Origin of the sequence: Synechococcus sp. CCAP 1479/9 (assembly GCF_019038535.1) — a bacterium.
Lineage (GTDB): Bacteria > Cyanobacteriota > Cyanobacteriia > PCC-6307 > Cyanobiaceae > Cyanobium.
The window spans coordinates 1-11,442 of sequence record NZ_JAFKRK010000041.1 but is presented as its reverse complement, the minus strand read 5'-3'; the positions used below and the strand labels follow the sequence as shown (position 1 = coordinate 11,442).

14 protein-coding genes are annotated in these 11,442 nt (G+C 68.2%); 5 read left to right on the top strand and 9 right to left on the bottom strand.

Annotation, left to right across the window (positions count from 1 at the left end; translation table 11 throughout):
* Positions 1-34: 34 nt before the first annotated feature.
* From KUG38_RS14775 to KUG38_RS14765, 3 genes are all read right to left on the bottom strand, one after another.
* Entirely contained in the window at positions 35-1,303 is a 1,269-nt protein-coding gene (locus tag KUG38_RS14775; protein WP_216922956.1) for a mechanosensitive ion channel family protein, read from the bottom strand.
* Positions 1,300-2,559 (bottom strand): type 2 periplasmic-binding domain-containing protein, encoded by a 1,260-nt coding sequence (locus tag KUG38_RS14770; RefSeq protein ID WP_216922954.1) that lies wholly within the window; start codon positions 2,557-2,559, stop codon positions 1,300-1,302. Before KUG38_RS14770 ends, KUG38_RS14775 begins: the two co-directional genes overlap by 4 nt.
* A gap of 70 nt (positions 2,560-2,629) precedes the next feature.
* Positions 2,630-3,733, bottom strand: a complete 1,104-nt coding sequence (locus KUG38_RS14765) for a hypothetical protein (RefSeq protein ID WP_216922952.1) — start codon at positions 3,731-3,733, stop codon at positions 2,630-2,632.
* An 89-nt stretch (positions 3,734-3,822) separates the two neighbouring features.
* On the opposite strand from KUG38_RS14765, the gene KUG38_RS14760 reads away from it, so the two are divergent.
* Positions 3,823-4,548 (top strand): GAF domain-containing protein, encoded by a 726-nt coding sequence (locus KUG38_RS14760; RefSeq protein ID WP_216922950.1) that lies wholly within the window; start codon positions 3,823-3,825, stop codon positions 4,546-4,548.
* On the opposite strand, the gene KUG38_RS14755 is transcribed toward KUG38_RS14760, so the two are convergent.
* On the bottom strand, positions 4,525-6,006 hold the full coding sequence (locus KUG38_RS14755) for a polysaccharide deacetylase family protein (RefSeq protein ID WP_216922948.1): 1,482 nt from the start codon (positions 6,004-6,006) through the stop codon (positions 4,525-4,527). The genes KUG38_RS14760 and KUG38_RS14755 overlap by 24 nt on opposite strands.
* A gap of 138 nt (positions 6,007-6,144) precedes the next feature.
* Between KUG38_RS14755 and KUG38_RS14750 the strand changes: the two genes are divergently transcribed.
* Positions 6,145-6,420 (top strand): hypothetical protein, encoded by a 276-nt coding sequence (locus KUG38_RS14750; protein WP_502988706.1) that lies wholly within the window; start codon positions 6,145-6,147, stop codon positions 6,418-6,420.
* A 17-nt stretch (positions 6,421-6,437) separates the two neighbouring features.
* Here KUG38_RS14750 and dcd read toward each other — a convergent pair whose 3' ends face one another.
* Positions 6,438-6,962, bottom strand: coding sequence for a dCTP deaminase (dcd, locus tag KUG38_RS14745; protein WP_190611545.1), 525 nt, complete (start codon positions 6,960-6,962; stop codon positions 6,438-6,440).
* A 121-nt stretch (positions 6,963-7,083) separates the two neighbouring features.
* Here dcd and ahr point away from each other — a divergent pair, with 121 nt between their 5' ends.
* Positions 7,084-8,103, top strand: a complete 1,020-nt coding sequence (gene ahr, locus KUG38_RS14740) for an NADPH-dependent aldehyde reductase Ahr (RefSeq protein ID WP_216922946.1) — start codon at positions 7,084-7,086, stop codon at positions 8,101-8,103.
* Positions 8,104-8,386: 283 nt separating this feature from the next.
* Here ahr and KUG38_RS14735 read toward each other — a convergent pair whose 3' ends face one another.
* The 4 genes from KUG38_RS14735 to KUG38_RS14720 form a co-directional block, all read right to left on the bottom strand.
* Positions 8,387-8,887 carry a GNAT family N-acetyltransferase gene (locus KUG38_RS14735; protein ID WP_216922944.1) on the bottom strand — a complete coding sequence of 167 codons (501 nt, stop codon included), beginning with the start codon at positions 8,885-8,887 and terminating at the stop codon, positions 8,387-8,389.
* Positions 8,884-9,177, bottom strand: a complete 294-nt coding sequence (locus KUG38_RS14730; RefSeq protein ID WP_216922942.1) for a type II toxin-antitoxin system TacA family antitoxin — start codon at positions 9,175-9,177, stop codon at positions 8,884-8,886. The genes KUG38_RS14735 and KUG38_RS14730 overlap by 4 nt, the downstream gene beginning before the upstream one ends.
* A gap of 177 nt (positions 9,178-9,354) precedes the next feature.
* Complete coding sequence (locus KUG38_RS14725) at positions 9,355-9,687, bottom strand: helix-turn-helix transcriptional regulator (protein ID WP_216922941.1); 333 nt, start codon at positions 9,685-9,687, stop codon at positions 9,355-9,357.
* The gene (locus tag KUG38_RS14720) at positions 9,680-10,015 is read right to left on the bottom strand and encodes a type II toxin-antitoxin system RelE/ParE family toxin (protein ID WP_216922940.1); all 336 of its coding nucleotides are present in this window, start codon (positions 10,013-10,015) and stop codon (positions 9,680-9,682) included. Before KUG38_RS14720 ends, KUG38_RS14725 begins: the two co-directional genes overlap by 8 nt.
* 218 nt (positions 10,016-10,233) lie before the next feature.
* Here KUG38_RS14720 and KUG38_RS14715 point away from each other — a divergent pair, with 218 nt between their 5' ends.
* Together KUG38_RS14715 and KUG38_RS14710 are read left to right on the top strand one after the other, a co-directional pair.
* On the top strand, positions 10,234-10,851 hold the full coding sequence (locus tag KUG38_RS14715) for a hypothetical protein (RefSeq protein WP_216922928.1): 618 nt from the start codon (positions 10,234-10,236) through the stop codon (positions 10,849-10,851).
* 9 nt (positions 10,852-10,860) lie between these two features.
* Positions 10,861-11,085 carry an HIT family protein gene (locus tag KUG38_RS14710; protein ID WP_216922926.1) on the top strand — a complete coding sequence of 75 codons (225 nt, stop codon included), beginning with the start codon at positions 10,861-10,863 and terminating at the stop codon, positions 11,083-11,085.
* Positions 11,086-11,442: the final 357 nt, after the last annotated feature.

Below are 11,442 nucleotides of genomic sequence, written 5' to 3'. Positions count from 1 at the left end.
AGCCGGCCCACTCTGGCAGCCGCGACCGGTGGGCTCAATCCTGATGGGGAGCTGGCGTGGCTGGCGTCGGCCCGGTCGCATGGGTGGGTGGATGGATCACCCGCTGGGGGAAGGGCATCTCGATCCCGTTGGCGGCGAAGGCGTGCCAGATCGCCTGACTGACGGCGCTCTGAATGGAGAGGTTTCCGAGCGGGTCATCAATCCAGTAGCGGAGGGAATAGTCGATCGAGGACTCGCCGTACTTCACCAGAAACGCCCGCGGGGCAGGATCGACCCGCACCCCATCCGTGGCGCGGGCCACCGCCTCCAGAAGCGCGATCACGGCCACCGGGTCGTGGCGGTAGGCCGCGCCGATCTCCACCGCGCTGCGCCGCAGGCTGTCGCTGCCGGTGTAGGTGGTGGTGGTGGCCGTGAAGAAGGTCTGGTTGGGGATCACCAGTTCGGCGTTGTCGCGGTTGCGCCACAGCACCGCCGCCCGCAGGCCCAGGCTGCGCACCTCGCAGGGATCGCCATCGATGAACAGCACCGATCCCGGCCGCACCGACCCCTCGAACAACAGCCACAGGCCGCTGATGAAGTTCGAGAACACCTCCTTGATGCCGAAGCCGATGCCCACGGACAGCCCCCCTGCGATCGCCGCGATGGCACTGGTGTTGAGGCCCACCCGGTGCATCAGCCACAGCACCCCGACGGCGACCAGCAGGTAGCGCAGCACCAGGGTGCCGGCGGCACGGGTGCCATGGGAGAAGTGAAACAACCGCTGCAGGAGGTGCCCCAGCCACACCAGGGGAATGGCGGAAAACGCCACCAGGAAGTAGGGAATGGTGACCAGCAGGAACAGGTTGCTGGTGGTGAGCGGCGAACCGAAGAGGGGGAACAGGGGAATCTCGGCCACATCACGCAGGGAGGCCAGCTGGTTCACCAGCGAGCCCGCCACGAACAGCACGAACAGGGGCTGGACGATCCGGCCATAGAGCAGCTGGATCTGCTTGGGGGGACAGCGCGTCAGCAGCAGCAGCCGGATCACGGCCAGCAGCACCCAGGCTCCCCACACCTGGGCGAAATAGGTCGCCAGGTCGCCCGGATAGCCCAGCCGCTCGATCACCAGCCCGTTGAGGCGCAGCACGCACCACAGACCCAGCGCACCGAGCACCGACACGCGATAGCGACGGGCCTTCAGCCGGGGCCGCACCCACAGGGCATAGGCCAGGGCAAAGCCGGCGGTGGTGAGGCACTGCAGCAACACCACCGGGCGGCTGAGGAACCCCAGCCAGCCGACGATCTCGTAGAGCAGTTGGTTCATGGGGTCGGGGCCAGCAGCTGGGTGATGGCCGGCTCAGGCGGCAGCTCCCCCTGCACCACCTTCTTGAGCATCGATTCGAGCCGCTCGCCCCGGGCGATGGACGCGTCGGGATCGCGAAACTCAAACATGCGGGAACGGTCGAGGCTGAAGGCGAGCGCGGCCATCAGGGCCGAGCTGCGGGTGGGGATCATCACATTGGGGTTCACCGGCAGGTTGCCCGGCACCGCCACCATCAGCTGCTTCTGCGTCACCTCGTTGAGCGAGAAGGCCACGAACCGCTCGGCGAGCAGCCTCTGCCGCGCACTCGAATGGCGCCCGAAGCTCCAGACCAGCAGCCGGGTGACCGGCATGGCCGGGGTGTCGGCCCGGCCCGGCAGCACCGACACCCCCAGGTTCGGACCCATCCGTTGCCGCAGGCTGTCGATCCAGAGGCTGCTGCAGCTGATCCAGTCGCGCTCGCCCCGCTCCAGTTGCTGCACCAGTTCAAACGGGTCCTCGGAGAAGGACACGTTCTGCTGCAGGCTGGCGTCGTAGATCCAGCCGATCCAGCGCTCCAGCGCCCGCTGGTCGGCGGCCGAGAGGGTGGCGGCCCCCCCCGCCGGTGGTCCATCGAGCAGCTGGGCCACGGCAGGGCCGGCCCCCTGGGCCGTGGTGGTCCAGAACAGTTCGCCCACGGTGATGGGCAGGCCCACCCGCAGACCCTTGGCACTCAGGGCCAGCAGCGCGTCAACGCTGCCGGGCGGTTGCGTCAGGCGGCGGCGGTCGAAACAGGCCACCTGCGGTTGGGCCAGGAACGGCACCGCGAACGCCTTGGAGCCCTTGCGAAAACTGTTCTGGAAGCGGGGTTCGAGCCGGTTGCGGGCGTCTGGATCCAGGCTCACGTCGCTGCTCAGCCCCTGCTGATGCAGCTGCAGGGCGGTGATCACGCGACTCACGATCAGGTCCGGCCCCAGGCCACGGCCGTCACGAAAACGGGTGGCCGCGACAAGCTCCCCCGCTGGGAAGTGCCTGATGTGCACCGCCACGCCGGGATTGAGGGAGCGGAACCTCTCGATCAGGGTGCTGCTGATGTTGCGGTTGTCCCCCAGTTCGGAGGTGCTGCCGGATTTGGTGCTGGTTTCGACGGAGATGTAGAGGTTGTCGGGGCCGACAGCGATACCGCCACAGCCGCCGCACGTGAGCAGCAGCGCCAGGGCAGCCAGCACCCTCAGGCCCTTGACCGGGGCCAGCGGTAAAGGAGCAAGGCCGAAGCCCATGGATCTCGTTGGCGTGGTCCTGTCCTGGGCCAAGGCTCGCACGCGCAGTGCTGGCCTGGGGGGCGGCCCCTCAGTCGAGCACCCGCCACTGCCCGTCCGGCCCCTTCACCAGCAGCAGCTGCGGGGGGGACAGCACGCCCGTGACCACGGCGACACAGAGGCCCACCTCATCGGGCAGGGCGGCCAGGCGGGCCTCGCTGCCGGGCAGGTTGGCCAAGGGGAACAGGCTGGGGCCGGCGCCGCGGGCCACCACCACGGGGCTGCCGGTGGTGATCAGGCGGACCTGGTCGGGCGCCGGAGCCAGCAGGCGCACCCCGGCGGCATGGCCCCGCTCCAGGCAGCGCTCGCGGCGCATCGCCGGGACATCCAAGCGCAGGCCCCGATCGGTCGGCAGGGCGGCCAGGTAGGCATAGGCGGCGCTGAAATCCGGGGCGAGCAGGGCGGCGCGCCGGGCCAGCAGCACCTGGATCGCGGAGCGATCGGCCGACTCCAGGGTGACGACCGGGGGATCGCCATGCCAGGGCTCCACACGCGCGAAGGGGGCCTCGAAGCGGTGCTCAAAGCTCACCGGCCCCACACCCTCCCGCCGTTCCCCTCCCTCGGCGGCCTGGTTGGTGCTCACCGTGGCCCCCTCGGCCGTGGTGGTGGTGATGATGCGGTCAGTCACCACCACCCAGCGGAACTGGCTCTCGTAATGGATACGGCCGTCCTGCGGCGTGAAGCGCAGCTGCAGGAGGTTGGGGCCCCGCCGCAGCACCGGCTGCAGCCCCCGCACCGGCAGCCAGAAGGCTGGCGACAGCTCCGGGCCGTCGGGGCCGGTGCCCATCACCAGGGCCTTTCCGGCCTCCAGGGGGTTGTCGAGCATCGGCACGCCGTTGAGCACCACCTCCACTCGGCCGGCCACGGTGCGGACCTCCGTGGCCTGGCCCGGCGCCCCCGGGTAGGGCGTGAAGCTGACCTCCACGTTCACCGTTTCAGCCCGGGCCGCCGCCGGCCCCACGGCCGGGGCCAGGACGGTGACCAGGGCCGCGGCCAGGGACGCCCGAAGCCTGGGGCGCCGTAGCCTGGAATCGGTGGAGAAGAGCGTAGGGATCGCGCTGAGTCGCGGTGACGGCAGGATCCTGCTCCAGCAGGCGGCGACGCGCTGCTCAACGCGGGCATCCCCGCACGGCATGAGGAGATATGAACCGCCGTAGGGGCCCCACAGGGCCTTCCCTACGTTTGTGGGGCCCGGTGATCAGGCCCCTGGGGCCACGTAAACCCATGGCTGTGAACGTGGCACCCCGCGAAGCGGCCCGGCTTGAGGCCCTGAACGATTACCGCATCCTCGATACGGAGAGCGAGCAGTCCTACGACGACATCACCTTCCTGGCCGCCCAGCTGTGTGATGCACCGATCGCCCTGATCAGCCTGGTGGATGCCGATCGTCAGTGGTTCAAATCCAAGGTGGGCCTGGCGGTGAACGAAACCAGCCGGGATGTGTCCTTCTGCGCCCACGCCATCCTGGGAGAGGAGACCCTGGTGGTGAAGGATGCCCGCCAGGACGAGCGCTTCCGGAACAACCCGCTGGTCTGCAGCGAACCCAACATCGTCTTCTACCTGGGGGTGCCCCTGTGCACACCCTCGGGGGCCAAGATCGGCACGCTCTGCGTCATCGATCAACAGCCCCGCGAGCTCAGCAAGCTGCAGATCCGCTCCCTTGAGGCTCTGGCCCACCAGGTGGTGCTGCAGCTGGAACTCAAGCGCATCTCCGACCAGCTGGCCGGCGCCCTCCAGCGCATCAATGTGATGGAGACCCTGATTCCGATCTGCTCCTACTGCAAGGGCATCCGCAATGATCAGGGCTACTGGCAGAGCGTCGAGGCCTTCATCAAGAGACACGACAACGTTGAGTTCTCCCACGGCGTCTGCAATGCCTGCATGGCCAAGTACTTCCCCGAAGTGGCTCCACTCCCGGAAGGGGCCTCAGCCGACGGAGACCAGGGCTGAGGCGCCCCTGGCGATCGCCGCGTCCCCGCGCCGGTGGATCTCCCGGGCGTAGTCGGTCCAGGTGCCCTGGCCCCAGTAGCGGAAGCAGCTGGTTTCCAGCAGCAGCAGGTGGAGCAGGGCCTCCTGGTAGGGCTCACTCCGGGTGACGGCGGGATCGGAGGCCACCAGGGGATCGAACACCTGGTGGAAGCGGGCGCTGAGCTGGTTCATGGGCTCCAGCACGTTGGCGTAGCCCTCCACCCAGCTGAGGTCGTTGGTCCAGGAGGCGCCGGCCATCGAAAAGGAGGGGTCGCTCGCCTGGAGCTCGGCGATGGCCGTCTCCACGGCCGGCGGGGTGGGGGTGTCGCCGACGCGCTGCCAGAGCCGGTGCTGCCCCACCGCCTGGATCACCGGGAAGGCCGCGTCGCCCACCCCGGCGGCCTCCAGCAGTTCGAGGTACTCGCTGCCGTTGATCGCCACCGTGCCGGCATCGCCGCCGTTCTGGCCCGCGAGGCGCCGGTGGGCCTGGAGGAAGGCCGGCGGGAACTCGTTCATCATCACGCCGCCGTTCTCGCCATCGGCGATCTGGGCCACCAAAGCCGGCACCGACGTGGCGCCCAGGGGGAGTGGGCCCAGCCCCAGGGCCTCGTAGCAGGGCTGCATCTGACCCACCAGCTTGGTGTCGGAGCCCTGGGTCTTGATCAGCGCCGTGATCGACACCTCCTCGCCGCTGGAGCTGCGGGCCACCAGCCGGTTGGGGAGCAGCGTCTGCTCCCGGCTGAGGCTGGATCCATCGGGATTCTCGACGCTGTGCTCCTGCACCAGCAGCCAGCGGTAGCCGCAGTCTTTCAGGGCCTTCACGAAGGCGTAGAGGGTGTCGGGGTGGTTGGGCAGGTGCATCTCCGGGGGCGAGAAGCCCTTCACCCGCTGCAGGGCCTCACTGCCGAAGAGGGCCGCGAAGTGGTGCTGCCAGGCCAGGATCTGCAGCTTCAGATCGGGGATCGGCGTGGAGGGGGCGACGGCATGGCTCCAGAAGGTGCCGAGCCACTCCACATGGGGCACCACGGCGGGATCACAGGCCAGGAACCGGAGCGCTTCGAGAATGTCGTCGCGGCCCATTTGCTGGAAACCCCAGAGCAGATTGCCGGAGTAATCGAGCATGATCCGCGGGTTGGCGCCCTCGGCGATCAGCTGGGGGATCAGCTCGGCCAGGCGCCGGTAGCAGTGGGCGAAGGGTTCAGCGTTGTGGTTGTCGCCCTCGCCCGGGTGCTCGAGCATGTACTGCAGGTGCGAGATCAGCGCCCCGTCTGAGCCGGCGGGAATCGTGGGCTGGTGCATGTGCAGCGCACAGGCGAAGGCCGAGGTGATCGCCGCGAGCTGGAGGTTGGTGCGGGGCAGCGCCACCGGGCCGCTCTGCTGCACCAGGGCCAGGATCTCGGCTTCGCGGCCGGCGATCGGCGGCAGGGAGGGGTGGGTCATCGGCGGCGGCGCGGGAGGGGTGCGATGCGCGGGCCATCGACGTTCCCGCCGATCCTGGCCAGGCGGAGCGAATGGCGCCAGCCACAGCGGCCCAGCCGGCCCAAGCTCCCTAGGGTTGATCAACCGCGAGTCCGCCCCGTGCCGAAGCCATCCCTCGCCCTGGCCGCCGGTCTGCTGGCCCTGCCGCTGCTGAGCGTTCCTCTGCTCACGCCGGAGCCGGCGCTGGCCCAGAAGCGGATTCCCAAGCTGCCGGGCCAGAACGAATGTCCGCTGGGGTATGTGAACGACCTCAAGCAGCACTGCAACTCGCCGATCTACTACGAGGTGCGGCCCACCTACGGCAAGCCCTGTCTGTCGGGCTGGATGAACATCGGGGCGGGCTACTGCAAGAAGAAGACGCTGGGGATTTTCTGAGGGGCCCCAGGGGGGTCTCAGAAGGAGTCCTCCGTCTGGCCGGCGAAGCGGCCGGCGTAGCTCTCGATGCCCTGCAGCTTCTGGAACACGAACTGGCAGATCGCGGTGCCGGGATGCACGGCCAGGGGAGCGGGGCCGAAGTTGCTCATCTCCAGCACCTGCTGGCTGTCGATCCCCGGGCCCATGAAGGGGGCGCTGATGTGCACCATCAGGCCCAGCCGCGCAAAACGGCTGCGCCCCTCCAGCCAGCCGCACAGGCCGGGGCCCAGGCGCAGCCGCTCCTGGGTGATGCCGAGCACCGTCTCGCCCGGCATGATCAGGATGTGCTCGCCCTCGGGCACCACGATCTTCTCGGTGAGCGTCCGGTAGTCGGTGTGCTCGCGCACCTCGATCACCTCGTGCACCTTGCGGAACACGCGAAAGGTGGGGGCCAGGGTGAGGTCGAGCGAGGCCGGACCCAGCCGCTCGGGAACGAAGGGCGTGACCCCGATCGCGCCCGCTTCGATCGCCTGCAGGATCGCCTCTCTGCCGAGAACGGACATGGCTTTCCCTGGGGGTAGGCGATGGAGGATTGTCTCAGGCGGCAGGCCTGCGGGGGGAGGGTGGTTCGGACATTGGCCGGGCAAGGCTTCCTAGGCTCGGCGCGGCCGCCCGGCAGATTCCATGTCCGCACCGATCCAGGCCCTCGCCGCCCACGGCGCCGGGCAACCGCTCCAACCGTTCAGCTACACCCCCGGCCCGCTGGGCAGCGAGGAGGTGGAGATCGCCGTCGAGAGCTGCGGCATCTGCCATAGCGATCTCTCCATGCTCGACAACGAATGGGGCATGACCGCCTATCCGTTTGTTCCCGGCCACGAAGTGATCGGGCGGGTGGTGGGCCTCGGGGAGCACACCAAGCGCCTGAGCATCGGCGATCGGGTGGGGCTGGGCTGGTTTTCCGGCAGTTGCGGTGCCTGCGATCAATGCCTCTCCGGCAACCAGAACCTCTGCCTCAAAGCTGAAGCCACCATCGTCGGGCGGCACGGTGGCTTCGCCACCCGGGTGCGGGCCGCATGGACCTGGGTGGCGCCCTTGCCGGAAGGCCTGGAGTCCGAGAAGGCCGGCCCCCTGCTCTGTGGTGGGATCACCGTCTTCAACCCGATCGTGGAGCTAGGCATCCAACCCACCGACAGCGTGGCGGTGATCGGGATCGGCGGTCTGGGTCACATGGCCCTGAAGTTCCTGCGGGCCTGGGGCTGCGACGTCACCGCCTTCACCACCAGCGATTCGAAACGGGAGGAAGCGCTCCAGCTGGGCGCCCATCGCACCCTGAACTCCCGCAACGCCGAAGAACTGGCAGCGGCGGCGAGCAGCTTCGACTTCATCCTCAACACCACCAACGCCAACCTCGACTGGAACACCTACATCGCCGCCCTCAAACCCAAGGGCCGGCTGCACACCGTGGGGGCCGTCCCTGACCCGATCGCCCTGGCCGCCTTCCCGCTGATTCTCGGGCAGAAAAGCCTCTCCGGCTCACCCCTGGGGAGCCCATCCACCACCGACAAGATGCTGCATTTCAGCTGCCGGCATGGGATCGCTCCCACCACGGAGTTCTTCCCCCTGTCGAAGGCGAATGAAGCCCTCGATCACCTCCGCGCCGGCAAGGCCCGCTACCGCATCGTGCTGATCAACGACCTGGGGTGAGGCGCGCCTGCTCAGGAGGCCTTACGCATCGAAATGATCTGACGGGAAAAGAGGGGCGGGTGTCGATGATCACGACCATGCGACCTTCAAGCCGACCCAGGCAGACACTCCGACCCTCACCATCGTCGGGCCTGCGGTCATCAAACTCCAGCGTCGGCCCTGCATGGCTGGGGTGGAGCCGCTGATTGAAACCGCGAGCAGGGTGGGCCTGGTGAAAGAGAGGAGGGAACCTCGAAAGGCAAGTGCCACCCCCCGTCTCACCCCAGCCAGGATGCCCCCATGCTCACAGGAGGATCTTCCGCGCGTCCTTGAGCAGCAGGAGCAGCTGCTGCTGGCGCAGAGGTGATGCGGTGAATCCGAACCGGGTGTAGAAGCGTGCCGCGTCTTCGTCAATGGGATGGGTCAGGATCGCCCGGATTCCGGCCTGCTCAGCGATCACCAGCGTCCGACGGATCGCGTCCTGAAGCATCCCTACACCGAGGCCATGTCCCTGGTTCTCCCGTGACACGGCGAGCCTGGCCAGGATGACTACGGGCAGGGGGAATCGCCCCATGCCCTCACGGATGCGCTCTGGCGCCTCCACCGTGTCGACCTGGCCCACGGTGAGGCTGAAATAGGCGGCGACACAGTTCTCCTCGTCGGCGACGACGAACGTTCGGGCCGAGCCACTGGTCTGCGCCTGGCGAGCGTGGTGCTGCAGCCAGTGATTCAGTGTGGGCTTACTGCAGTCAAAGCCTTCCAGCCGGTGATGGACGGCCAGCGGCTCCGGCGGCCGCCAGGTCACTGGGCGTCCCAGGGTGCCTGCCTGGCGAACAGGTCACGCAAACCCTCGTTGGTCTGTTCGGGGCGGTCCAGCAGATCCATCAGGGCCTGGGCCTGGGAGCCCGAGACCATGAACAGGCGCTGATCAAGGAGCGTCTGCTCGGCAGCGAGACAGGCACTGTCGAGGATGAAGTCGGTGAGCGACTTGTGGGTCACCTCGGCGGCACGGCGCAGCACGGCTTCCTGTTCCGGCGTGGCGCGCAGGCCGAGCCGGGCTGAGCGCGCAGGAGGCGAAGATCCGATGGCAGCCATGGCGAACCTCTCCCACTTGAACAGCAGGACAACGTTAGTACAAACGACGCACGCAAGGGCGTCCCGCAACGCTTCGCTGAGGGCATGACGGAGGGCATGGCATCGCCGCAGGGCTTCTACCCCCACAAGTGCCACCCCCGCCTCAACCAGCCAGGATCGGCCCACCGACACAGCTGATCAAGGCGGTGAAGCGGGCCCAGGGGATCGAGGCACGAGGCTGATCTCCACATCGCAACCGAGCACATCGGCATAGCGGCGGAGGGTTGTCAGTGCGGGCAGGTGCTTGCGGGATCCCTCGAGCCGACTGATGGCGCTGCGCGTTGTGCCCATCCGCAGGGCCACATCCTCCTGCGTGAGACCGGCCCGCCTGCGGGCCTCGAGAAGCTGCCTGAGCAGACGGAATTCCACGGCAGCTTCCTGCCGCGCTTCGCTGTAGCCCGGCACCTGATCGAGCCGGGCGCGTTCGGCGCCGCGATTGCGGTTGACCGGTTGATAGGGGATGTCAGCCATGGCGTTTGACGTTCCTGAGGCGTTCGCGAGCGATGAGGAGCTCACGCCTGGGTGTTTTCTGGGTCTTCTTCACGAAGGCATGGAGCACGGTGATCACCCGCCCACTGCAGAAGCAATAGAGAGCCCGCCCGGTGCCGGAGCGGCCCATCGGCCTGAGTTCGAACAGGCCGCCGCCCATGGCCTTGGAGTGAGGAGGCCCGAGCTGGGGACCGTGATCTTCGAGGAGGTCGAGCAGCTCGTCGCAACGCGCCAGCAGATCCACGGGCCAGCCCTCGATGTCCTCGCGAACACGAGCGTTGTAGTACTCAACCCGAAACGACCCTTCCATGTTAGCGCGCGTGCTACGTGCCCACGGGGCGGACCCGCTGATGGGCTCTGGGCGCCAGGTCGTTGTGGGGTGAAGGAGAGCGCGTCAGCGCCACGGCAGCAAGGCTTCTCCTTTGCCAGTGCCACCCCCCGTCTCACCCCAGCCAGGAAGCCCCCATACCCCCGCCCCCCTCCGCCACCTACGGGCGCCTGCGGCACTCCATCGCCAAACGCATGCGCATGAGCCCCATCGACCAACCGCTGATGCCCATGGAACTGCTGGGCCGCCGCAGCCCCGCCCCCGCGCACAACGTGGCCCACCGAATCCTGGAAAGCGCAAGGTGCGCCGGGTTCACCTTCAACGGCATCACCGCCTATGGCGATGGCCACGACAGCCTGATCGGCGGCGACGCGTTGAGCGATGGCGAGCGCGGCGCACCGCTGGAGCTCTGCCGTCAGCGCCTCGATGCCTTCCGCGAGCAGCGCGGCGAAGAGGTGTTTGCCCACCGCAGCCGCCACCGCAGCCCGGGGCCGCTGCGAGTGCTGCTGCGCGCACGAGCACCAGCGAGCCCTGGAGGTGGCACCCAACATCCCCAGGAACCAGGACGGCTCCGGCGCCATCACCAACCTGCAGGCCCGCTGCTTCCGCTGCAACGCCGGCAAGCGCGACGGCTGTTTGCCTACGCAAGAGGGCGCACCGACTTCCGCGGGGTGCAGGCCAGCTACGGCCACCGCGAAGCGGGCTGTGTGTTCTGCGCGCTGGAGGGCAGCGGCCGGGTGCTGCTGGAGAACGAGGGGCACAGCCTGGTGATCCCGCGTCGTCATGGGGCCGACGGGCTGGAGCTGCACCAGCCGTAGTGGTACGCCGTGGTGGAGCTGCTGAAGCTGCGCCGAGAGCAGCTCAGCGCCCAGGACGCCACGATCAGCGGCTGGGCTGGTTTGCTCAACGCCAGAGGGGGGGCTAACTCAAGCGAGGCGGCGGGACAGACGGTGTTTCATGCCCATTGGCATCTGATCTCCCGGCGAACAGGTGATGACGATTCCCCCCGCGGAGGCGTTCGGGGGATTATCAAGGGCAAACAGCAGTACTGAGCTGTGGCCTGCCCGTGGGTCGTGCGGATGAAGGGGACTGGGGCGGCACAGCCACACCCTGAGCCGAGTTGACTGCAGCCGGAGCACCCCACGCCAGAAGGGATCCCAGCAGGGGCGATGGCCTGAGGGGCCGCCCAAACCCAATCCTGGCCCTGGATCCAGGCAGCAGCCAGATTCTCAGCTTGGCATCCAGCCGCTCTGCTGCCTTCCTTCACCTGCACGGGTTCATCGCCGTTCGCATGCGCATGAGCCACATCTCCCAACTGTTGATACATAGGGAGCTGCCGGGGAGGAGCAGCACGAACCCGGCGCGGAATGTGGCACGTCGGATCCTGGGGGGGGGGGGGGGGGGGTGCC